This is a genomic window from Vibrio nomapromontoriensis (genome assembly GCF_050337205.1).
Classification (GTDB): Bacteria; Pseudomonadota; Gammaproteobacteria; order Enterobacterales; family Vibrionaceae; genus Vibrio; species Vibrio nomapromontoriensis.
The window spans coordinates 383,730-406,317 of sequence record NZ_JAKJSS010000006.1; the positions used below are offsets into that span (position 1 = coordinate 383,730).

At 44.3% G+C, this 22,588-nt stretch carries 18 protein-coding genes; 9 read left to right on the forward strand and 9 right to left on the reverse strand.

Going from position 1 to position 22,588, the window contains the following annotated elements; translation table 11 throughout:
• Nucleotides 1-78: 78 nt before the first annotated feature.
• The gene (gene leuS / locus L4D05_RS01825; protein WP_428792850.1) at nucleotides 79-2,655 is read right to left on the reverse strand and encodes a leucine--tRNA ligase; all 2,577 of its coding nucleotides are present in this window, start codon (nucleotides 2,653-2,655) and stop codon (nucleotides 79-81) included.
• A gap of 255 nt (nucleotides 2,656-2,910) precedes the next feature.
• Between leuS and L4D05_RS01830 the strand changes: the two genes are divergently transcribed.
• Nucleotides 2,911-3,381: a zinc ribbon-containing protein gene (locus tag L4D05_RS01830; RefSeq protein WP_428792851.1), complete on the forward strand. Its 471-nt coding sequence runs from the start codon at nucleotides 2,911-2,913 to the stop codon at nucleotides 3,379-3,381.
• Nucleotides 3,382-3,448: 67 nt separating this feature from the next.
• Here the strand turns inward: L4D05_RS01830 and cysZ are convergent, their stop codons facing one another.
• Nucleotides 3,449-4,186, reverse strand: a complete 738-nt coding sequence (gene cysZ / locus L4D05_RS01835) for a sulfate transporter CysZ (RefSeq protein ID WP_265673806.1) — start codon at nucleotides 4,184-4,186, stop codon at nucleotides 3,449-3,451.
• A 184-nt stretch (nucleotides 4,187-4,370) separates the two neighbouring features.
• Between cysZ and zipA the strand changes: the two genes are divergently transcribed.
• The 3 genes from zipA to L4D05_RS01850 all read left to right on the forward strand — a co-directional run bounded on the left by zipA (nucleotide 4,371) and on the right by L4D05_RS01850 (nucleotide 9,025).
• Complete coding sequence (gene zipA, locus L4D05_RS01840) at nucleotides 4,371-5,402, forward strand: cell division protein ZipA (protein WP_428792852.1); 1,032 nt, start codon at nucleotides 4,371-4,373, stop codon at nucleotides 5,400-5,402.
• A 73-nt stretch (nucleotides 5,403-5,475) separates the two neighbouring features.
• Entirely contained in the window at nucleotides 5,476-7,479 is a 2,004-nt protein-coding gene (gene ligA / locus L4D05_RS01845) for an NAD-dependent DNA ligase LigA (RefSeq protein WP_428792853.1), read from the forward strand.
• A gap of 484 nt (nucleotides 7,480-7,963) precedes the next feature.
• On the forward strand, nucleotides 7,964-9,025 hold the full coding sequence (locus tag L4D05_RS01850) for a porin (RefSeq protein WP_428792854.1): 1,062 nt from the start codon (nucleotides 7,964-7,966) through the stop codon (nucleotides 9,023-9,025).
• Between the two features lie 144 nt (nucleotides 9,026-9,169).
• On the opposite strand, the gene L4D05_RS01855 is transcribed toward L4D05_RS01850, so the two are convergent.
• Nucleotides 9,170-9,817 (reverse strand): YccT family protein, encoded by a 648-nt coding sequence (locus L4D05_RS01855; protein WP_428792855.1) that lies wholly within the window; start codon nucleotides 9,815-9,817, stop codon nucleotides 9,170-9,172.
• Between the two features lie 179 nt (nucleotides 9,818-9,996).
• On the opposite strand from L4D05_RS01855, the gene cueR reads away from it, so the two are divergent.
• A complete protein-coding gene (gene cueR / locus L4D05_RS01860; protein ID WP_428792856.1) occupies nucleotides 9,997-10,389 on the forward strand; it encodes a Cu(I)-responsive transcriptional regulator in 393 nt (130 codons plus the stop codon).
• Nucleotides 10,390-10,423: 34 nt separating this feature from the next.
• On the opposite strand, the gene L4D05_RS01865 is transcribed toward cueR, so the two are convergent.
• Both L4D05_RS01865 and L4D05_RS01870 read right to left on the reverse strand, forming a co-directional pair.
• Nucleotides 10,424-10,633, reverse strand: a complete 210-nt coding sequence (locus tag L4D05_RS01865) for a hypothetical protein (protein ID WP_265677420.1) — start codon at nucleotides 10,631-10,633, stop codon at nucleotides 10,424-10,426.
• Between the two features lie 408 nt (nucleotides 10,634-11,041).
• Entirely contained in the window at nucleotides 11,042-11,920 is an 879-nt protein-coding gene (locus tag L4D05_RS01870) for a TraB/GumN family protein (RefSeq protein WP_428792857.1), read from the reverse strand.
• 540 nt (nucleotides 11,921-12,460) lie between these two features.
• On the opposite strand from L4D05_RS01870, the gene L4D05_RS01875 reads away from it, so the two are divergent.
• The 3 genes from L4D05_RS01875 (at nucleotide 12,461) to L4D05_RS01885 (ending at nucleotide 14,771) form a co-directional block, all read left to right on the forward strand.
• Entirely contained in the window at nucleotides 12,461-13,153 is a 693-nt protein-coding gene (locus L4D05_RS01875) for an oligogalacturonate-specific porin KdgM family protein (RefSeq protein ID WP_428750520.1), read from the forward strand.
• 373 nt (nucleotides 13,154-13,526) lie between these two features.
• Entirely contained in the window at nucleotides 13,527-14,273 is a 747-nt protein-coding gene (locus L4D05_RS01880) for an oligogalacturonate-specific porin KdgM family protein (protein ID WP_428792858.1), read from the forward strand.
• Nucleotides 14,274-14,408: 135 nt separating this feature from the next.
• Nucleotides 14,409-14,771 carry a DUF2799 domain-containing protein gene (locus L4D05_RS01885; RefSeq protein ID WP_428792859.1) on the forward strand — a complete coding sequence of 121 codons (363 nt, stop codon included), beginning with the start codon at nucleotides 14,409-14,411 and terminating at the stop codon, nucleotides 14,769-14,771.
• 84 nt (nucleotides 14,772-14,855) lie between these two features.
• Here the strand turns inward: L4D05_RS01885 and L4D05_RS01890 are convergent, their stop codons facing one another.
• Entirely contained in the window at nucleotides 14,856-15,302 is a 447-nt protein-coding gene (locus tag L4D05_RS01890; RefSeq protein ID WP_428792860.1) for a DUF411 domain-containing protein, read from the reverse strand.
• A 67-nt stretch (nucleotides 15,303-15,369) separates the two neighbouring features.
• Nucleotides 15,370-18,087 (reverse strand): heavy metal translocating P-type ATPase, encoded by a 2,718-nt coding sequence (locus tag L4D05_RS01895; RefSeq protein ID WP_428793115.1) that lies wholly within the window; start codon nucleotides 18,085-18,087, stop codon nucleotides 15,370-15,372.
• Nucleotides 18,088-18,251: 164 nt separating this feature from the next.
• Between L4D05_RS01895 and gltX the strand changes: the two genes are divergently transcribed.
• Nucleotides 18,252-19,679: a glutamate--tRNA ligase gene (gene gltX / locus L4D05_RS01900; protein WP_428792861.1), complete on the forward strand. Its 1,428-nt coding sequence runs from the start codon at nucleotides 18,252-18,254 to the stop codon at nucleotides 19,677-19,679.
• A gap of 129 nt (nucleotides 19,680-19,808) precedes the next feature.
• Here gltX and dxs read toward each other — a convergent pair whose 3' ends face one another.
• The gene (gene dxs / locus L4D05_RS01905; protein ID WP_428750524.1) at nucleotides 19,809-21,674 is read right to left on the reverse strand and encodes a 1-deoxy-D-xylulose-5-phosphate synthase; all 1,866 of its coding nucleotides are present in this window, start codon (nucleotides 21,672-21,674) and stop codon (nucleotides 19,809-19,811) included.
• A 22-nt stretch (nucleotides 21,675-21,696) separates the two neighbouring features.
• On the reverse strand, nucleotides 21,697-22,581 hold the full coding sequence (gene ispA, locus L4D05_RS01910; protein ID WP_428792862.1) for a (2E,6E)-farnesyl diphosphate synthase: 885 nt from the start codon (nucleotides 22,579-22,581) through the stop codon (nucleotides 21,697-21,699).
• Between the last annotated feature and the right edge of the window lie 7 nt (nucleotides 22,582-22,588).

The following is a 22,588-nucleotide window of genomic DNA, read 5'->3' on the forward strand; positions in this document are numbered from 1 at the left end:
GTTAATGATGTTGTTGAATGCTCATGAGTGATGAAAGTCGCAGGCATAACACCTGCAACTTTATATCAAGGACGCTGCTTAGTTTGCTACGATGTTCAATAGCTTACCAGGAACAAAGATAACCTTGCGAATTGTCAGTCCATCTAAGAACTTTTTCGCATTCTCATCGTTGAGCCCTAGCTCACGAACTTGTTCTTCTGTCGCGTCAGCGGCAACGGTTAGTTTCGCACGTAGTTTGCCGTTGATCATGACAACGATCGTTTTTTCGTCTTCAACCAACGCCTTTTCGTCAAACGTTGGCCATGTTGCCGAGTCTACGTTTGATTCACCAAGAGCAATCCACATTTCGTAAGAGATATGCGGTGTCATTGGGTAAAGCATGCGAACCACGGCTTTTAGTGCTTCATCAAGAATTGCACGGTCTTGCGCTGACTCTTGAGGTGCTTTTGCGAGCTTATTCATCAATTCCATGATGGCCGCGATTGCCGTGTTAAACGTTTGGCGACGAGCGATATCGTCGGTTACTTTTGCGATCGTCTTGTGGACGTCACGACGAAGTGCTTTCTGGTCACCAGAAAGTGCAGAAGTATCAACCGCCTCAGCAACACCTTTAGAAGAGTGAGCGTGAACCAGTTTCCAAACACGCTTAAGGAAGCGGTTTGCCCCTTCAACGCCAGATTCTTGCCACTCAAGTGTCATATCTGCAGGTGATGCAAACATCATGAATAGACGTACAGTGTCAGCGCCGTACTTATCGACCATCTCTTGCGGGTCGATACCGTTGTTTTTCGACTTAGACATCTTGATCATGCCTGAGTGTTCAACTTCGCGACCTTGGTTATCGACAGCTTTTTCGATACGGCCTTTACCATCACGCTCGATAGTCACGTCAGTTGGAGCGATCCATTCTTTCGTGCCTTTTTCGTTAGTGTGGAAGAATGCGTCAGCAAGAACCATGCCTTGACATAGAAGTTGCTTGAATGGCTCATCAGAGGTGACGTACCCTGCATCGCGTAGCAATTTGTGGAAGAAACGAGAGTAAAGCAGGTGCATACACGCGTGTTCAATACCACCGATGTATTGGTCAACCGGCAGCCAGTAGTTCGCTTTTTCAGGGTCTAGAATGTCATCGGCTTGTGGTGAGCAGTAACGCGCGTAGTACCAAGATGATTCCATGAAGGTATCGAACGTGTCAGTCTCACGTAGAGCTGGCTCGCCATTAAACGTGGTTTCAGCCCAAGACTTGTCAGCCTTGATTGGGCTAGTCACGCCATCCATAACCACGTCTTCAGGAAGAATGACGGGTAGTTGGTCTGCAGGTACTGGGTGAACTTCACCATCTTCCGTCGTGACCATTGGGATTGGTGCGCCCCAGTAACGTTGACGAGAGACACCCCAGTCGCGTAGGCGGAAGTTTACTGTCTTCTTACCTTTACCTTCTGCTTCAAGTTTTGCAGCAATGGCATCGAAGGCTTCTTGGAATGCAAGGCCGTCGAATTCGCCTGAATCAAACAAAACACCTTTCTCAGTGTAAGCCGCTTCAGATACGTCTAGCTCAGAACCATCTTCTGGTTTGATGACTGGAATGATGTCGATGCCGTATTTCGTTGCGAATTCGTAGTCACGTTGATCGTGAGCAGGAACCGCCATTACCGCACCAGTGCCGTAATCCATAAGAACGAAGTTTGCTACGTATACAGGAACAACGCGACCGTTAAGGGGGTGGATAGCTGTTAGGCCAGTCTCCATACCTTTCTTTTCCATTGTTGCGAGTTCTGCTTCAGCAACTTTAGTGTTACGACACTCTTCAACGAAAGCCGCAAGCTCAGAGTTGTTCTTTGCTGCTTTCTCGGCAAGTGGGTGACCAGCTGCGATACCAACATAAGAAACACCCATTAGTGTGTCTGGACGTGTGGTATACACTTCTAGCGGCGCTTCTTCACCGTTAACAGCGAAAGATAGCTCAACCCCTTCTGAGCGACCGATCCAGTTGCGCTGCATGGTCTTAACCATTTCAGGCCAACCTTCAAGGTTGTCTAGATCGTCTAGCAGCTCTTGCGCGTACTCAGTGATCTTAATGAACCACTGAGGGATTTTCTTTTGTTCTACTGGCGTGTCACAACGCCAGCAGCAACCGTCTTCTACTTGCTCGTTAGCCAGTACAGTTTGGTCGTTTGGACACCAGTTAACAGAAGAGGTTTTTTTGTAGACCAAGCCTTTTTCGTAAAGTTTAGTGAAAAACTCTTGTTCCCAACGGTAGTACTCAGGCGTACACGTTGCGAACTCACGACTCCAATCGTAACCAAAGCCTAAAAGCTTAAGTTGGTTTTTCATGTACTCGATGTTTTCGTAAGTCCAGGGTGCTGGAGCGGTATTGTTTTTTACAGCTGCGTTTTCTGCTGGTAGACCAAATGCATCCCAACCAATTGGTTGCATGACATTTTTACCTTGCAGGCGCTGGAAGCGTGAAACCACATCACCGATGGTATAGTTACGAACATGACCCATGTGCAGTCGACCACTTGGGTACGGGAACATAGATAGGCAGTAGAATTTTTCTTTATTTGCGTCTTCACTTACAACAAAGGTTTTATTGTTGTCCCAGTGCTCTTGAACGTTACGTTCAATCTCTTGCGGGTTGTATTGTTCTTGCATCGATGATTTCCGGTTATCTTGGAATTTGTGAGTTCTGTTAAAACAGAGACTACTAGATCATCATAGAATACCTAAAGCAGGCGCGGTCAACAATAGTCAATGTACCTTGAGTACTGGAAGTTGTTGTGTTGTTGATGGCGCGTACGAACGGGATCGCCAGTTAGGTCTTATGCGATAACAAGCTATGCTTATAGGATAGCTCCGTTTGTTGCCTTGCGGCAACTCCAGTGATTTTGGTCAAAGATAGGGGGATCTATGCCTAAACGTAAAGCCAGCTATGAAGAGATGTTTGAAGATGTAGTGGAGAACCTTAAGCACAGCCCTGAAGAAGTTCAGCATGTGCTGGAAAAGTCAGGTTCAGTGATTGAAGCGGCTAATGACATGACAAAAGATGAAATGGCGTTGATCTCAGCTTATATCAATTCTGATTTAAAAGAATTTGCTGACAACTACGAAGAAAGTAAAAGTGGGCCATTTTATTTGATGGTAGCCAACTCAATTTGGCAAGGGCTGCTAGATATCACTGACAAAACGAAAGTTGAGTGGCTAGAGTTATTTCAAGATCTTGAGCATCAAGGTGTGTATAGCGCAGGAGAGATGATCGGTTTCGGCGTGCTGGTATGTGAAGAGTGCGGCCATAAAGCGGAATATAATCACCCTACAACCATTTCAAACTGCAGTAAGTGCGGCCACAAAACGTTTAATAGGCAGCCGCTTAAGCCTTAATCTCGTTAATTCATCAGTCCCTTCTTGGTGTGAAGGGGCTGATGAGTGAACTGTTGGAGTCGCGGGGTTATTTATGTTGCTCTTTAAACTCTTGTACCCACATTGCTGTTGCGCCGCAAACAGCAATAGGCATGACAAATAAGTTTAAAATCGGGATTGAAGTAAACAAAGCAACGATCGCACCAAAGCTGTAGCTTTTGCCTTGCTTTCTTTTTAACGACAAGCGCATGTCGTTGAATGGGACTTTATGATTATCAAATGGGTAATCACAATATTGGATCGCTAACATCCAAGCGGTAAAAATAAACCAAAGGAATGGCGCGATAGTTTGCCCAAGAGCGGGTATTAATAACAGCAGGAAAAGCCCAATCGCTTTTGGTAGTACGTAAAGCAATTTACGCCATTCTCTTGCCATAATACGTGGCACATCCTTGACGACGCTGAGTATGCCATCATCAGACACTTTTTGTTGTGTCAGTGATTCTTCAACTTTTTCGGCAAGTAGGCCATTAAATGGCGCAGCAATAAAGTTGGCCAGCGTACTAAAAAAATACGAAAAGGTGGCTAAGATGGTTAGCGTCAGCAGCGGCCACAAGACGTAACTCAGCCATGACAAAAACTCTGGTAAAGCGCCCATCCAACTCTCTATCCAAATATTTAAGTTAGAAAAGAGGTAATACATCGCGGAGCCAACCAATAAAATATTGGCGAGTAAGGGCATAATCACGTAGCGACGAATGCCAGGCGTGAAAGCAAGCTGAAAACCTTGGTGGAAATAACCAAATCCGGTATTGGCTTTGTTCAAAGTTGAGCTCCTTTATAGTGATTTAGCAGGGCTTTAGGGCGACTATAGCAAAAAAGGTCAGAGGAAATCACAAACTTCTTATACTAAGGTGTTCTAATAATAGGTAGAGTTTTGGTAAAGTAGGTCAGTTGGAAGTGTTTAAGCACTTCAATAAGGACTATTTTTATAACATTGAGAGCAAACAATGCAGGAATTGCGATTCGTACTCATTATTGTCGGTGCCTTAGCCATAGCGGCGCTGTTGTTTCATGGCTTATGGTCAAGCAAGAAAGAAGGCCAGAAAAAATTTGCTGATCGACCTTTGGGAAATATCGATGAGAAATCGGATGACGATGATCATTATGTAGCACCAGAAGATGATTTTGAGATCGTGCGTAAGGTTAGAAACGAACCTGACTTTGGTTTGAGCCAACAAGCACCAGCATTTGATCCTCTTGAGGATGCTCTTGATGATGCTCTTGAGAATGTAGCTGTGTCGGATAAACCGATTCACGATGAAAAAAATCTGGAAAATGCCCGTTCAACAACGGCTAATTATGAAGCTGACGATATGCCGTCATTCAGTGCGAGAGAAAGTACTGAAGATTTGGAGTCGCGAGAACTAAAGGAGCCAACGGTCGACTTTGATGCTATCGATGTCGATACGCCAAAGGCTGAGCGTTTTGATAAGGCTGCGCCATCACAAGCGTTTTCTGACATTGATGATGGTAAGCCCGTCTCTAACACTCAGGACACGGTAGTCACGTCAAGCACAGCTAAAGAACCTGAGGTCAGTGAGCCAGAAGAGCCGGAAATGCAAGTGTTGGTGATGAATGTGCACTGTTCGGGTAATGAACCGTTTGTGGGCAGTAAACTATTCGATAGCATGCGTCAAAACGGCTTGATTTACGGTGATATGGATATATTCCATCGACATGCGGATCTATCTGGAACGGGGAAAGTTCTCTTCAGCGTCGCGAATATGATGCAGCCAGGTACACTTCAGCATGATGACCCAGAGACGTTTACCACCAAGGGCATTTCATTCTTTATGACGCTGCCATGTTTTGGTGAAGCTGAGCAAAACTTTAAGCTCATGCTTAGAACCGCACAACAGATCGCGGATGATGTCAGTGGTAATGTGTTGGATGACCAACGTAATTTACTCACCCCAACTCGCATTGATGCCTATAAAAAGCAGATTCAGGAATTTAACCGTGTAAAAGCGGGCGCGTAACATAACCAATTATTAGTAAAAAAGGGCTCCTACTAATAGGGGCCTTTTTTATCATTACGATCAGGATAAAAGCATGTCTCAGCAACGATTAAATGAACTTAAAGATCAACTTCACCATTACGCTGTGAAGTATTACGTGGAGGATACACCAGTCGTCCCCGATGCCGAGTATGATCGTTTAATGCAAGAATTATTGGCGATTGAAGCGGACAACCCTGACTGGGTATCGGTGGATTCTCCAAGTCAACGCGTGGGTGGTACACCACTGGATGGTTTCACTCAAGTCAAACATGAAATCGCCATGCTATCGCTCGATAATGCTTTTTCCGACGAAGACTTAGATGCATTCAATAAGAGGCTAAGCGAACGTGTTAACCGCACCAGTGTGGGAAGCTACTGTTGTGAAGTTAAATTAGACGGATTAGCGGTGAGCTTGATGTACGAAAATGGCGTTCTCACTCAGGCTGCGACGCGTGGTGATGGTGCGACAGGTGAAAACATCACTGAAAATGTCCGCACTATTAGTGCGATTCCATTGAAACTACAAGGCGGTGATATTCCTGCGCGTCTTGAAGTCCGTGGTGAGGTGTTTATGCCTAAAGCGGGCTTTGACAAAATGAATGAGCTTGCCGCTAAAAAAGGCGAAAAAGTCTTTGTTAATCCACGTAATGCAGCGGCGGGTAGCTTGCGTCAGCTAGATTCTAGAGTGACGGCGACAAGACCGTTGAGTTTTTATGCCTATAGCCTAGGTGTGGTAGAAGGCGCTGAATTACCACCGAGTCACTACGATAGGCTCACGAAGCTTAAGTCTTGGGGGGTTCCTATGGGCCCAGAAACCATGCGAGTCAGTAGTATAGAGGCGGTGAAGGAGTATCATAAATCGATTTCAGATAAGCGCGATGCATTAGCGTACGAAATTGATGGCGTAGTGATTAAAGTCGATGATATCGCCCTGCAAGAGCAGCTAGGGTTCGTTGCTCGTGCTCCGCGTTGGGCGATTGCTTATAAATTTCCAGCTCAAGAAGAAATTACCACATTAAACAGCGTTGAGTTCCAGGTAGGGCGAACCGGTGCGATCACGCCTGTAGCAAAATTAGAGCCTATATTTGTTGGCGGCGTAACGGTGAGCAATGCCACGCTACATAATGCCGATGAAATTGCTCGTCTTGGCGTCAAAATAGGCGACAGCGTGATTGTAAGAAGAGCCGGTGATGTTATTCCGCAGATCGTTGCCTTTGTGCCAGAGCGAAGACCAGAAGATGCACAGGATATTTGTTTTCCGCAAGCCTGTCCGGTATGTGCATCGGGTATTGAGCGAATAGAGGGTGAAGCGGTGGCTCGTTGTACTGGTGGATTAGTTTGCCAAGCACAGCGTAAAGAGGCGCTCAAGCACTTTGTTTCAAGGAAAGCACTTGATGTTGATGGACTTGGAGACAAGGTAATAGAGCAGCTTGTTGATAAAGAGATGGTAGAAACACCGGCAGATCTCTTTAAATTATCCGCTGGCGTATTAACGGTTCTCGAGCGCATGGGTCCTAAATCGGCGCAGAATGTCGTTAATGCGCTTAAGGTATCAAAAGAAACGACGCTCGCGCGTTTTCTTTATTCTTTAGGTATTCGCGAAGTTGGTGAGGCCACGGCGGCCAATCTCGCCATGCACTTTGAGACACTGGAGGCGATCATGGGGGCATCTCATGACGCGTTGCTCGAAGTGCAGGATGTTGGTGAAATTGTGGCTAAGCATATTAGGTACTTCTTTGCCGCAGAATTAAATCGTAAGGTCATTGATTCTTTGATTGATGTTGGCGTTCATTGGCCTGCTATTGAGCAGCTTAGTGATGATGTCCCACAACCATTAGCGGGTAAGGTGGTTGTGTTAACGGGTTCACTGTCACAACTTAATCGCGGCGATGCAAAAGCAGCGCTGCAAGCATTAGGGGCAAAAGTGACCGGCAGTGTGTCTAAGAAAACCGATATATTATTTGCGGGTGATAATGCAGGCTCTAAATTAGCGAAAGCTCAAGAGTTAGGTGTGGAAATAAAAACCGAACAAGATTTAATAGATTTAATTCCGTAATAGTTATTCAGTGATATCAAAGGAGCCTCTTATGAGGCTCCTTTTTTTTGCGAGTAACTTCACATCGAATTTATATAAATAAATATATAAATAATTGTGTGATCAACTCGTTATTTATTTACTGAAGGAGGTTTAATAAAAAACCACTGCGAGGCACATCACGTTGCTGTTGAGTTTGTGTTGTTTAACTTGTTGATTTGAAACGATTGAAAGCGTTTTTGTTTTTTTTATGTAGAAAATAAGATCTTCATCAATAAGTGAGGGTAAAGTTTGCGGTGCCTCCTATTTTTTTTATGGAAAGTGAACTGTTAATTGATATTTTTTGTTGCGAAGTTAGTCTTAAGGACATGGATACACACGGTGTAGACAGGAAATTAATCAGTACTACTGGTTATTAAAATTAAAAAGGAAATATTTCCCTTCGGCGGCCAACTTAAGGCGAAATATTAAAAAACAGCTATATCCATTTTTAGGAGTTTATTCCATGGAAAAAATGTTTAAACGCACTCTCATCGGTGCAGCAGTGGCGTCACTAACTTTAGCTGGTTCTGTTCAAGCAAGACCTGCAACAGAAACCATTGATTTATACGGTCAAATTGCAATCTCTGTTGCACAGAACGCACAAACCGGTGAGCAAGCTAAATCAACGGTTCCGGCAGATAAGAAAGACAAAGTTGTCGTGATGGACAATGAGTCTCGCGTTGGTGTACGTGGTAGCGCTCAATTTGAACGTGGTCCAAAACTGATTTGGCAATTGGAAGGTGGTAACGTCGGTGATGACGGTAAAGAGAGTGGCTTTGGTGTTCGTGATACCTACGGCGGCTTTGAGTTTGAAGATGCAGGTCGTGTGCGTTTCGGTCGTATGTTAACACCTATGTTTGAAGTACTTGATGGTTATACCGGTCAAAGTTCAGGCGCAGGTTTTAACGTCGGTAACACCGGTCGTATTAACTACGATCGTCAGTCTAACTTTGGTCGCTATGACTCCGCTGTGTATGGTGGCTTCAGCTTTGCTGTTGGTGGTGGTCGTGGTAATGAAGATAAAGCAGGCTCTAACGTATATTCTGGTAGCGCACAATTCCAAAAAGGCGTGTTCACTGGTAAAGTCGCATACGAAAAAGTTTATGATGTAGAGAATGATGCTTTCGTCGGTAAGAATGGCGATGGTGAAGCATTAATTGCCGGTTTAAACTTAGATTTTGATTCATTCGGCGGTCACTTAGCTTACATTACTGGTAAAGCAACAAGTAATGAAGGTACTGGTGCAGGTGATAGAGAATTGAAACAAAGCGCCTATAAAGTAGGTGCTTACTATACTGGTATCGAACATTGGACATTCAACCTTAACTATGCGATGTCGACAGATTTAGAAAGAAACGGTGTATCTGAGAAAAATAGTGATCAAGCAATCACTGGTCAGGCGATGTACGCTCTAGATCCTCTAGCGGTTGTTTATGTGCGTGTAGTTCACCAGACTGACTCTACAGAGCAGTACGGTGATTACACTGATACTGGCTGGCGTGTCGGTATGGAATACTACTTCTAAGCTAAATCTCAAACTGCTTTTTTTGGCCAGCATGATTGCTGGCCTTTTTTGGTTTTGGACTCTTCTACGTTTTGAGTGCTCATGTAAGGCAATAAAAAACACGACATTAAGTCGTGTTTTCTGGTTTAATCAGTGCAGGATACGTTAGTTAAGATTTTTAACCGCCCAAGATAGAAACTCTTCTTTATCTGCCTTTGATAGAGTTTCGAATTGCGTTTTAAACGCGTTTAAACTGCCGCCCGTAATCTCCTCTGAGATGGCAGTTTCTGCTTCTGAAGGTATGGATGCGACCGCGCCAAAATTACGTAAGCTAGCAGGCTCATTGGATTTATTGAAGCGTTCCACTTCAGCCACTGTGTCAGAGTAGAATTTTAACCCTGCATTGATTTTCCCTTTCTTTAAGCTGGAAACTTCTTTACCGTCTTGTAATACCGAGAAGGTCGGATTGTCATTAAACGTTGACCCTTGTGCTAGCGATCTGAGTTTTGGTACATCAATATTAAGCGCGACATCTGTTGCATCAAACGTGGCAACGAGTGGCACTGAGGTGTACTTTGTTCCTTTATTACCGCCATCAGAAACGACTTTCGTAATTCGAAAAACCAGTTGGTTCACGCCATTGTTGAGCGTAACGGAATCTTTATGGTCAAATCCTAGGCTAGAAAAACCAACATCTTTTTCATTTACAGTGAGAAGTTGGACATCAATGGGAATATCAATGGTTACTGACGCGTATGCCATTGTTGGCGCAAGTATAAGGCCAGCAAGTAGTGTTTTTACTCGTTTCATCATCACTCCTTGAGATACTTTGCCGACGTGGCAAAATAATAAACATGTAACGGTTATAGTAGTTATTTTGCATCTCGAAGAATAGTATTTACCTGCAAGCTAGTTTGCTCGTACATCTTTTTGCGAGTAAGGTAACATTTGTTCTAAAGGTGTCATCATTGAGGAATATTAGTGAGGTGTCGATGAATATTAGTGATGTCGCAGGCGCGACCGGATTAACGGCAAAATCCATTCGTCTTTATGAAGAACGAAAATTGATCTCAGAACCGAGCCGAGCCGAGAACGGCTATCGTCAATATAACCAACGTCACATTGATGAACTTACCGTGATTGCGAGGGCAAGAGCGGTTGGTTTTTCACTGGATGAATGTCGGGAGTTGGTAGAGCTTGCATTTAGTTGCCAACGGATGAGTGAAAGCGTAAAAAACACCACGATAAAAAAGCGTGAAGAAATTCAGCAAAAAATCAAAGCGCTTCAACAAATGGAACAGCAATTGACTCAGTGGATAGATAAATGTCCAGGTGATGCTCAGTCTAAGTGCCCCATTATTGATGGCCTAAAAGGCGAAGAGTAGAACGACACTTAGGTTCTACTCTTCTTGATTGGCGCTAATAAATCTTTTTACCACCTAACTTATCACAAGCGCGAATCGGAATGACTTTTGTCGTACCGTCTTCAAGTTTACAGTCGACGTACTGACCAGAAGCGGTTTGATTGGAAGCTCCTCCATAAGGTGCATTGGAACCTCCGGTAGTCGCGAAAACAGCCGTTGAAAGTGAAACAGAAGTAATAGCGATAAAAGTAAGTAGCTTATTCATAATAGTCCCTTAATTAAAGTTGTGATGCATCTCACACTATTGAGATAGGTTGATTATGAGCAAGCTTTCAGATAATTCAAAAAATATTATGGCATTTAAAAAATTTTTAATTCTAAACAAGTTGAACTTCATGAACGACTTCATCTCGTAAAGGACTGAAATTTAGAATATTTACGAATTGGAAAAGAGGTGCTTACTTAAATGTTGAATCAGAAAACAGCGCGTTATGACTTACTTTGTTTCTAACACAATCTTAGCTTCATTCTATTAAAGCTGAATAATTACAGCGATATAAGAAAAGCAATTTATCGCCTCGTAAAGATAAACCGCCTTTTTGCTGGAATTGCTCGGTAATTGAGTGAATTAACAATAAAAGCACCTCAAGTGTGTCTCATAATTGAGACGTGCTCATGGCACTTTTATCTGACAACGGACTTGTTGAGACCGGGTTAGTTGCTCGATGACATAGCCAGATTGCGACAATAGTTGGATAAGACTCTGTTTGCCGACAAGGTGCAAAGCGCCAACTGCCACAGTAAAAGTGCCTTTTGCAAGATCTGGGTCGGTTGTTATTGTCTTAACCCAGTTTTGGTTTCGATTGACAATAAAATCTTGTTCAAAGCTTTGATCGGTCGAGGCAGAATCAAGCAGCATATTCAGGTTACCACTATCACCAGCCTTCCAAGACTCGATCAAACAGTACACATTGTTTTCTCCATCTTGCCACTCTGCCAATGTTTGCTTCAACATTGCTACGCCATTATCGTCTTGGTTAGCGAGTAAATTGATTTGAAACTGCAGTGTTTCTAAGCCTATGACTGGAATGTCATTCGTCTCGGCTAGCTTGATTACGGCATTATCAACACCAAATTGAGAATGAAAACCAAGGGATTGAAATTGATAGTTTTGCAAAGTTAGGGCGACTTGCCACGGAGCGAGCGTTTTTATTGTCGCCCAGTCTAATTTTGTCGTATCGACGATACGCTTAAGCTGGAGGTTCTCTTTCGCATCGAGTAAGAATTCTACGTTGTTGAGCTTAGCCTGAGTTGGCATGGTCACCGATTCGGACAAATCGGCTTCAATGATAAGACCATTGCTGTGCCGCAAATTTTGGGTGAGAGCGTCAGGCAAAGGGTACATAGATGAATCACCTAAGTGGACTGTACCGACTAAATAAAGAGTTTGCATACCATATGATGCTCTCCATACTAATGGCTCTGCTTTAAGTGGCGCGACTGCAGTTAACAAAAGAAGCAACCACCATTTACTCTTCTCAAGATTCAGCACAATGATTTCCTTTGTTTATGATCGACGGTTCATTAATGATGACCATATTGTCTTTGATCCTAAGCATAGCGGCAAGGGCTTGAATATTTTTAAGGCCGCTTTTCATACTCGACTCACGGCAACTGTTGCCAAAAAAGAGAAGAAAACTTGATTAGAGGTGATTATTAAGAGTTCATTTTTTCTGGTGATAAATCTAAAATCGTCGATCCTTGTCACATTTATAGGCATGGTCAATACGAGTAAAGCGTCGGTCAGTGATGCGTTAAGACAGATTTGGCGGTTTTTCTATGAGTTTTTTGTGAGAGTTGTCATATGACAACGTATTGCATCTATAAATTTTAATTTATAACTTCCAGGTAAGTTGTTGTATTTGTTTGGTTTATGTTTTTTTATTTGCTATTGGTGTGCGTGTGATCACTAAATTTAGCTATTTATTTGTTTGCGCGAATTAAATGTCGTTAAATTGTTGTCAAGCCAAACAGGCAATGAATCAAGACCGCAACATAAGCGGTCACCCAAACAACTAAATAGGTAATGATAATGAAAAAAGTTCTCGCTCTAACCGCACTAGCAGTAGCTTCTACCAGCGCATTCGCAGGTTCTTCTTATGTAACAGGTAACGTTCAGTTTCATGATTCGTACCTACAAGGTTCAAAAGCAACCTCTACTCTAGAAGCTGGTCACACGTTTGATTCAAACACAACGCTTTTAGTTGAGTTTGATGCGATTCCACTAGGTAAAGTTGAAGACACGGCAAAGCCTCTTCCGTTTACTACTCTTGGTGCTGAACAAGTATTCAACATCACTGATAACTTGTGGGTTGCTGCGGGCTACCATCATCTTATTCAAGCGGGTGAAACATTTCAATATCGTCCACTTGTGAAAATTGGTTATAACTTCGATAACGGTCTTTCATTAAGCAACCGTACTCGTCACCATATCCAAGCGGATGATTACCGTGGTGGTGTGAAAACCAACGATGAAACTCGTTTGGATAACAAGATTGCTTATGCATTTGCGGACCAAGATTTAGCGCTAAGCTACAACAATATCTATGTATTTAAGCAAGGCGATGCTGATAACTCAATGGATCACGAGCTTCGTGCAACTTGGACTCGCGCTGGCGTTCAGCCTTATGTTGAGTTCCGTAGCCAAGCCCATGGACCAAAAGACGCTCAAGGCGATAGCATTGTTAACAACGCCTTGGTATTCGGTGCTTCTTACGGCTTCTAAGCCGACGTAAAATATTGTTCATATTTCCATAATACAAAGGTCCCGGCGGGGACCTTTTTTTGTGTCTGGTGCTTTGCTCTCATGGAGGATTATCTTTGTTGTTAAGGTTTTGGAACATTTTATTGGAACTTTACCTAAAGGCATTTGGGGTAAATAGTAGGCATTAATGTAAGAGGTCGGTGGATTCTCAGCGTAGGGCTAAACTTCTTCTGACTTACCGATTAGCGAACTGTCACAACACTATGATTTTATGAATATAATAGTTTTTTATATTGCTTGGTATTTGTCGTTATTTTGACATTGTTGCCATTTGCCCATTCATCATCAACCGCGCATTATCCTAGCCAAATTTCAGCACCTAAGGATTAATGTTGTGCGCACCTTAATTATCTATCTAACGCTCATTCTCTCTTTTTCTACTCTGGCTTCTTCCTCTTACATCGAGGGAAATGTCCAATTTAATAGCACCTATTTGTATGATTCAAAAGTGACCGCCAAAATGGAAGCAGGGCATACGTTTGACAGTGATACTACCTTACGCTTTAAGGTTGAAGATATTCCTCTAGGCGCCACTCCACATAGCGACCACCACCATAACCATCATGATGTTTATTATGGACATTCGGCAAGAGCACCATTAACCACGTTGGGCATCGAGCAAAAATTTGCGCTATCGCGTCAATTTTGGTTAGGAGCGGGTTATGAACACTTAATGCAGCTTGGTGAAACCATGCAGTTTCGACCTTTGTTTAAGATTGGTTATGATTTTGATGAAGGGGTTTCATTAAGTCACCGAACTCGAGTGGAAGTTTACGCTAAGCATGACAAATGGGGCTATAAGCCTGATATGGACTATCGCTTTGATAATAAAATCGCTTACCAGTTCAAAACGCATCCTGTCAAAGTTCATTACAACAATGTGTATCATATGGGCGGCGCGTATCACCCTTGGTATCCTTACACGGATAACACCATGGATCATGAGTTTCGTTTAACGCTAACCAAATATGCTTTTCAGCCCTACTTTGAATACAAAAGCCAAGGCAGTTTCCGCCACCCTTATTATCGCTCTGGTGTCGCGAACAGCGCTTTCTTGATTGGTGGGAAGTATTTGTTTTAAGGTGTTTGTACAATGCAGTGAATAGCACCAGATGTTACTTTGAACTCCCTCGCAGTACGGTTTTATTTTTCTCGTGACTCATCGACATTTGAATGAGTCACGTAACAATGATTATAAGGTACGAAATGGAGAGTCATGGTGCTACACATTATATTACGTTCTGTCGCTATTTTGGGCTTTGTCACGCTATTTGTTGGCTGCAGTCAAACCGTTTATCCTCTATCGAATAACGCAGAGGAGTGGGTCAGTTTTGGGTACGAGCAGGCGAAGAAAGGGAACTTGAAGCAAGCAAAGTCTGATCTGAAAGAATATGGGGAGCCTCAATATATTCATTACTCCGAAGGCTACGAACAAGGCCGTAATGAATATTGTCAGCAAGATGCATTTAGACTTGGTCGTTCCCGTCAGCCCTATAAAGGTATTTGTGATGAGCTTGATTGGCGATTTCGACTTGACTTCAATGACGGACGCGCCAACCGAAGCTTTGGGCAATTTTAGCGACAGCGATGCAGTAAAGGCGGATGTCGAACTGCTATGTTCAACATCCGGCTACTATGAACTTTTTATCGATACAATGACGGGCTATTCATACGAACGATAGCTAAACACTTGACCCTTTTCATTATACGCTAGCACCTGATACGCATCTTTTTTATCGCCATATTCCATACCTGGAGAGCCTAAAGGCATGCCTGGAACGGCAAGCCCTTTAGCATTTATTGGTGGATTTTCTAAGAATGAGCGAATATCTTCCGCTGGAATATGACCTTCGAAAACGTACTCTCCAATAACAGCGGTATGACAAGAGGCAAGCTCTGGTGTTATACCAAGCTTCTGTTTAATAGGGTTCATGTCTTTATGGTTTTCAACGGCGACGTCAAATCCCGCCTCTTCCATATGAGTGACCCATTCTGTGCAGCACCCACAGTATGGGGATTTATAGGTGAGGACGTTGGTTGCCAACGCAGAACCTGTCACCAACGCCATGGAAAGTGTCAGTGTTTTTATTACGCGTGATGAGTTCGACATTGCTAATTCCTTATTTATTATCATGATGGTTGGTGTTTTTATGTTATTTGCAACTTGCATAAGACGATTAGTGTTTACTGGTAAAGTTTCTCAATCTGTTGGCGTTAGTTACTACTGTTATGGACGACAGTGCCATTGCTGCCCCTGCAAAAATTGGGCTGAGTAAAAAACCAAATAGTGGGTAGAGCACACCTGCCGCAATAGGAATACCCAGTGTGTTATAAATGAAGGCGCCAAATAAATTTTGCTTGATATTCTTAACTGTCGCGCGTGATAGCTCAATGGCGTAGTTAATTGAATTGGGGTTGCTATTCAGCAGCGTCATTGCTGCACTTTCAATGGCTACATCACTGCCAGACCCCATCGCAATGCCGACATCAGCCAGTGCTAAAGCTGGCGCATCGTTAATGCCATCTCCCACCATTGCTACCTTGCCATATTGGCGTTGAAGTGTTTTTATGTGCTCTGCCTTTTGTTCAGGCAATACTTCAGAAATGGTCTGATCAACCCCAATATGTTTTGCGACCGTATTGGCAACGTGGTGGTTGTCGCCTGTTAGCATGACCGTATGAATACCATTGGCTTGTAACGCTGAAATCGCGAACTTCGCTTCGGCTTTGACCTCATCAGCAATGGCGATAACAGCTTGAATATGACCATCGATAACAACAATCACGGGGGTTGAGGCAAGGTGCTGGCTTTGTTGTAATGCCTGTTGAATCATCTCCGTCTCTAAGCCAACACTTTGGATGTGATTGAGTGATGCGATCAATACAGAGCGCCCTTGAATTACACCAGAAACGCCTTTTCCCTGTAGGTTTTCAAATTGTTCGACATCAAGATCAGCGTGAGCACTGTGGTCATTCTCCCAGTATTGCACGACGGACTTCGCTAATGGGTGCTCAGAACGTTGTTCTAGTGGCAACACCAGTTGCGCGAGTTCTGGTTCAGAAATATCGAATAAAAACACCTCTTGTACGGTAGGCTGGCCAACGGTGAGTGTGCCTGTTTTATCAAATACTACCGCGTTAACATGGCTTAGTTTTTGTAAGGCGTCGGCGTCTTTAATGAGAATGCCAGCTTGCGCGGCTTTACCAATGCCAACCGTTATTGACAGGGGAGTGGCAAGTCCAAGAGCACATGGACAGGCTATAATTAGCACGGTTGTCGTGACAACAAGCATATAACTGATTTTAGGTTCAGGGCCTACCATGAACCATATGAAGGCAGAGGCGATCGCGATCGCGACAACAATTGGCACAAATACGGCAGAAATGGAGTCTGCGAGTTTTGCGATGGCTGGTTTACTGCTTTGTGCCTCTCGCACCATGGTGATGATTCTAGACAGTTTTGTGTCCTTTCCTACACCGGAGGCGGTAACAAGCAAACTGCCGTCTCGGTTAAGGGTTCCCGCTGCAACCATATCCCCTTGCTGTTTTGATATGGCGACGGGTTCTCCCGTGAGCATGGATTCATCGACATAACTGTGCCCTTGAGTGACGTGCGCATCGACAGGAATTTTTTCACCGGGCTTGATGCGTAATGTCATGCCAAGCTGTATGTCTGAAATAGGCAGCGAGGTTTCTTTACCATCCATTAGCACTGTGGCGAACTTTGGTTGTAGTGTCATAAGGGCTTGTAGTGATTGATTGGTTCTGGACTTTGCTTTGGCCTCAATGAAATGACCAAGTGAAATCAAACCAATGATCATTGCACTGGCTTCAAAATAGACATGGCGTGATTGCAGTGGAAACCAGTCGGGTTTAATCACCACTAACATCGAATATAACCACGCAGAACCGGTACCAAGAGCAACCAAAGTGTCCATTGTCGCGCGTTTGTGCTTTAGCGCACCCAAGGCGTTTGCAAAAAAGTCACGCCCAGCACTGGCAAGTAACCATAAGCACACTAACCCGATGGCTCCCCAAACCGCTTGGTCTAGAGGGTTTCTGATCATCATATTGCCACCGAGAACACCCCAAAGCATTAATGGCGCACCAAGTGATAGGGCGACAATAGTGTTTTTCTTTTGCTGGTGTTGATGATCAAGTAGGCGCTGTTGCTGTAGCGCTTGACTGGCTGAGAGGTCGTGAACGATCTCTGCTTGGTAACCTGCATTGGTCACGGCGGTGATCAGTTGCGCTTCTACGTTGTCCGTGTTCGTGCTTAGTGAAACGATGGCACTTTGTTCTGCTAGGTTGACTCGAGCCTGCGTCACCGCGCTAACTTGTAAAATAGATTGCTCAACGGATGCGACGCAACTTGCACAGGTCATGCCTTGAATGAGTAATTGAATGTTGCTATCTGCTTTTTTACTAGTCGCAGTAGCAGAAGGTGTACTGATAGGGGCTAGGTGTTCAGGCTCAATAACCTTTGATGCGCGATTACTATTGTCAGGGCTTATCACGTTGGCTTGATAGCCAAGCTCTGCTATCCAACGTTGTAGTGTATCTTGGCAGTAAATAGAGCGAACGGTTAGACGATGTTTATCAAGCTGTAGGATAGAAACACCGGCATAAGCGCCTAGGTGCTGTTGTAGTTTATTCACACATTTTTGGCAGTTTAACCCTTGGAGTGCAAATTGATACTCAGCCCCAGCGTCATAGCCGAGACTAGTGATGACAGGGTAGATAGTTTCTAGCGATGCGGAGCAAGAAAACGTTATGTGTGTCGTACTAATAGCGTGAATATTAAGATCGCTAAAGGTGTGCTCTAGCGCGGTTTTGAGTTTATTCACACAGCGTGAACAAGACAGACCGGATAAATTTAACTCATAGTCATTCATCATAAACCTCAAAAAACCGTAGTGTGAGGTTACAACATAAACCTTGACGTTAGGGTAAGGTCAAGCTATTCATTGTAGATTTAGCACAAGGTGATAAAATGGCGTCCAAAATTTGCAACGTACGATGACGAGCATCGTGCGCAGTTGACAACAAGGTACTTTCAATGACGGTTAAAACACGTTTTGCTCCAAGCCCAACAGGCTATCTTCACGTCGGTGGTGCACGTACTGCACTCTATTCTTGGTTATTTGCGAAAAGCCAAGGCGGTGAGTTCGTTTTACGTATTGAAGATACGGATTTAGAGCGTAACTCTCAGGAAGCCGTTGATGCGATTCTTGAAGGCATGACATGGATGGGGCTGGAGTGGGATGAGGGTCCTTACTTCCAATCTAAGCGTTTTGATCGTTACAACGAGATGGTTGATCGTTTACTTGCTGAAGACAAAGCTTACAAGTGCTACGCACCAAAAGAGCTCTTAGAAGAGATTCGTGCAGAGCAAGAAGCAAACAAAGAAATGCCTCGTTATGATGCTAACCACCCAAAAATTGTTGCAGCAAATGCTGCGGCAGCAGAAGGTGATGCGTGCGTGATTCGCTTCCGCAACCCGAAAGAAGGTAGCGTGGTATTTGATGATCAAATCCGTGGTCGTATTGAAATCTCGAATAGCCAAATGGATGACCTGATCATTCGTCGTACTGACGGTGCGCCAACGTACAACTTTGTTGTGGTTGTTGATGACTGGGATATGGGTATCACACACGTGGTACGTGGTGAAGATCATATCAATAACACGCCACGTCAAATTAATATCTATGAAGCACTTGGTGCACCAGTGCCGACTTTTGCTCACTGTGCAATGATTCTTGGTGATGATGGCGCTAAGCTGTCTAAGCGTCATGGTGCGGTTTCGGTAATGCAATACCGTGATGAAGGTTACTTGCCAAATGCACTAAACAACTACCTTGTTCGTTTAGGTTGGTCTCATGGCGACCAAGAGATTTTCTCAACAGAAGAAATGATTAACTTGTTCTCATTAGATGCTATTTCAAAGTCAGCTTCAGCGTTCAACACTGATAAATTGTTGTGGCTTAACAACCACTACATCAAGACTTCAGCTCCTGAGTACGTGGCAAAGTACCTGCAATGGCACCTAGATGAGCAAAAGCTAAACATCGAAAATGGTCCGGCGATTACCGATGTGATTACCCTTGTGGGTGAGCGTTGTAACACGCTAGTTGAGCTTGCGCAGCAAGTTCGCTACTTCTACGAAGATTTCTCTGAATTTGAAGCTGGTGCAGCGAAGAAACATCTACGCGGCGTAGCAAAAGGCCCTCTAGAAGCGGCGCTTGCGAAAGTGGAAGCGTTGCAAGAGTGGACAACAGCAAATATCAAAGACCAAGTGATTGCAGCAGTATGTGACGAGCTTGAAATTGGTATGGGTAAAATCGGTATGCCACTTCGTGTTGCAGTAACAGGTGGCGGTCAATCTCCATCGGTTGATGCGGTAATGGAACTCGTGGGTAAAGAGCGCGTTATTGCTCGTATTACCATGGCGCTAGCTTTCATTGCAGAGCGTGAAGCAAACGCATAAGGCATGATGAATGTTAAAAACCGCTGTTAGAACGGCGGTTTTTTTGTACGTTACATTAGGTAAAAAATGAAAAAGGCGACCGTTGGTCGCCTTTTGTTTATCTAATTTATGACGGTTTAGGTCCATCTATTATTTGGCGAGATAATCACGAATAGACTGCTCAATTCCCGTTGCATCCAAGCCTAATTCCGCGTGCAGTTCCTCTTGCGAACCTTGCGCGATGAACTGGTCTGGCAGACCTAAGTTTAGTACTGGTTTAAGTATCTTTTCACTCATCATAAACTCGATAACGCCCGCACCTGCGCCGCCAGCAATCGCGTTCTCTTCAAGCGTCACGATCACATCGTGCGATGCACAAAGTTCTTTGATCAACGTTTCATCAAGAGGTTTTACAAAACGCATGTCGGCAACGGTAGCATCAAGCGCCTCAGCGGCTTGTAGCGCGTCTTCTAGGAAGGTACCAAAAGAAAGAATCGCTACATTCTTCCCTTCTCGCACGATACGTCCTTTACCGATCTCTAGCGCAGTAAACGCTTGTTCTGGCGTAGTACCATTACCGCTGCCACGAGGGTAGCGAACAGCACTTGGACCGTTATGAGTATGACCCGTGTATAACATTTGGCGACATTCATTTTCATCGCTCGGTGCCATAATAAGCATATTTGGAATGCATCGCATGAAGCTAAGATCAAACGCCCCTTGGTGTGTTTGACCATCAGCACCCACTAAACCTGCGCGGTCAATCGCAAACATTATCGGTAGATTCATAATAGCAACATCATGAATAAGCTGATCGTAGCCACGTTGTAAGAATGTCGAGTAGATCGCCACAATAGGGTGGTTGCCAGCGATAGCCATACCTGTAGCCAATGTCACGGCATGCTGCTCTGCAATGGCAACATCGAAATACTGATCTGGGTACTCTTTAGAAAAGCGCACCATACCAGAGCCTTCTCTCATCGCAGGAGTGATAGCCATGAGCTTAGGATCTTGTGCGGCCATATCACAAAGGAAGTCACCAAATATTTTAGAATAAGTGGGTTTGCTTGAGCTGCTTTTTGGCAGACTTGAATGAGATGGATCAAATTTAGGTACACCGTGATAACCAATAGGATCTTTCTCTGCAGGTTCATAACCTTTTCCTTTCTTGGTCATGATGTGCAGAAATTGAGGGCCTTTAAGTTCACGCATATTTTTGAGCGTTTTGATCAACTCATTGACATCGTGGCCATCAACAGGGCCGATGTAATTAAAACCAAATTCTTCAAACAAGGTGCCCGGAACAATCATGCCTTTTAGGTGCTCTTCGGTACGACGGACCAGCTCTTTAATTGGAGGCAAGCCTGAAAGCGCCTTCTTGCCGCCTTCGCGAATCGAGGTATAAAGGCTACCGGATAGTACTTGTGCTAAATGGTTATTTAGAGCACCGACGTTCTCGGAGATCGACATTTCGTTATCGTTAAGGATAACCAACATATCTGGGTGGACATCACCGGCATGGTTGAGAGCTTCGAAAGCCATACCTGCCGTGATCGCGCCATCGCCGATCACGCTGACGACCTTACGGTCTTGCTGCTCTTTTTGCGCGCTAATTGCAATACCAAGCGCGGCACTGATTGACGTAGATGAGTGCCCGACAGACAGGACATCGTATTCACTTTCTTCACGCCAAGGAAATGGGTGCAGCCCGTCTTTTTGACGAATCGTCGACATTTTGTCACGACGACCCGTTAATATTTTGTGTGGGTAGGCTTGGTGGCCTACGTCCCAAATGAGTTGATCAAAGGGGGTGTTGTAGACGTAGTGTAAGGCGACAGTAAGTTCAACCGTTCCCAGACCGGAGGCAAGGTGGCCACTGGACTGGCTAACTGAATTTAACAAATACGTCCGCAGTTCTTCGCACAGCTTAGGCAGCGATTCCTTTGGCATCAAACGCAGATCTTCTGGCGTATTTGCTAATGTCAGTGTCGGATATTTGGAAATATCAAGTGTCATAGTAATTTAGCGCTTAGTATTGTTAATTGTTGCGCTCGATGACATATCGGGCGAAATCTTCAAGTAATTGCGTATTGTAGGGGATTGCATCTAAAGCACAAAGCGCTTCTTCGAAAAGAGTCTTGGCTTTTTGTTGTGCACCTTCTAACCCGAGTAGGGCAGGATATGTGCTTTTGTTTAATTCTTGATCCGAACCTTGCGGTTTACCCAGAGTTTCTGTGTCACCAATGACATCAAGGATATCGTCATGCACTTGAAACGCGAGGCCTATAGATTCGGCATATTTCTCAAGTTGAGGTAGGACGGCTACGCCTTTGTCACCCGCGGCTAAGGCGCCTAACTGAACGGCACACTTTATTAGTGCTCCAGTTTTATGGCGATGAATCTGCTCGAGTTCGTTGATACCAACGAAGCGGTTTTCCGCCTCCAGATCCAGTGATTGGCCCACACACATACCCGATGCGCCAGACGCAAACGCAAGCAGCTTTATCATTTCTATACGTTGGCTTTCTGAGGCTGGAGCAATCGGACCTTCTGAAAGGACAGTAAATGCCAATGTTTGTAGCGCATCACCCGCCAAAATCGCTGTTGCTTCGTCAAACTCAATATGGCAAGTGGCTTGGCCACGTCGCAACTCGTCATCGTCCATGGCGGGTAAGTCATCATGAATCAGCGAATAAGCATGGATACACTCAACAGCCGCAGCAGGCGTGTCGAGTTCTTCTAGCGTGCAACCAAGCATTTGCCCTGTAGCATAAACTAAAAAGGGTCTAGCACGTTTACCGCCGAGTAGTAGCGCGTAGCGCATGGCTTCGGTTAAACGTTGCTTTTGGAATGGATTGGTATCCAACCATGCATCTAATTGTTGGTTGTTTCTTGTCTGATAAGACTGCAAAGCCTCAATCATGTCGGTA

Coding starts and splice junctions, on each gene's coding strand:
- leuS (WP_428792850.1), bottom strand. CDS start 2,655: ATGCAAGAACAATACAACCCGCAAGAGATTGAACGTAACGTTCAAGAG.
- L4D05_RS01830 (WP_428792851.1), top strand. CDS start 2,911: ATGCCTAAACGTAAAGCCAGCTATGAAGAGATGTTTGAAGATGTAGTG.
- zipA (WP_428792852.1), top strand. CDS start 4,371: ATGCAGGAATTGCGATTCGTACTCATTATTGTCGGTGCCTTAGCCATA.
- ligA (WP_428792853.1), top strand. CDS start 5,476: ATGTCTCAGCAACGATTAAATGAACTTAAAGATCAACTTCACCATTAC.
- L4D05_RS01850 (WP_428792854.1), top strand. CDS start 7,964: ATGGAAAAAATGTTTAAACGCACTCTCATCGGTGCAGCAGTGGCGTCA.
- L4D05_RS01855 (WP_428792855.1), bottom strand. CDS start 9,817: ATGATGAAACGAGTAAAAACACTACTTGCTGGCCTTATACTTGCGCCA.
- cueR (WP_428792856.1), top strand. CDS start 9,997: ATGAATATTAGTGATGTCGCAGGCGCGACCGGATTAACGGCAAAATCC.
- L4D05_RS01865 (WP_265677420.1), bottom strand. CDS start 10,633: ATGAATAAGCTACTTACTTTTATCGCTATTACTTCTGTTTCACTTTCA.
- L4D05_RS01875 (WP_428750520.1), top strand. CDS start 12,461: ATGAAAAAAGTTCTCGCTCTAACCGCACTAGCAGTAGCTTCTACCAGC.
- L4D05_RS01885 (WP_428792859.1), top strand. CDS start 14,409: ATGGTGCTACACATTATATTACGTTCTGTCGCTATTTTGGGCTTTGTC.
- L4D05_RS01890 (WP_428792860.1), bottom strand. CDS start 15,302: ATGTCGAACTCATCACGCGTAATAAAAACACTGACACTTTCCATGGCG.
- L4D05_RS01895 (WP_428793115.1), bottom strand. CDS start 18,087: ATGAATGACTATGAGTTAAATTTATCCGGTCTGTCTTGTTCACGCTGT.
- gltX (WP_428792861.1), top strand. CDS start 18,252: ATGACGGTTAAAACACGTTTTGCTCCAAGCCCAACAGGCTATCTTCAC.
- dxs (WP_428750524.1), bottom strand. CDS start 21,674: ATGACACTTGATATTTCCAAATATCCGACACTGACATTAGCAAATACG.
- ispA (WP_428792862.1), bottom strand. CDS start 22,581: ATGATTGAGGCTTTGCAGTCTTATCAGACAAGAAACAACCAACAATTA.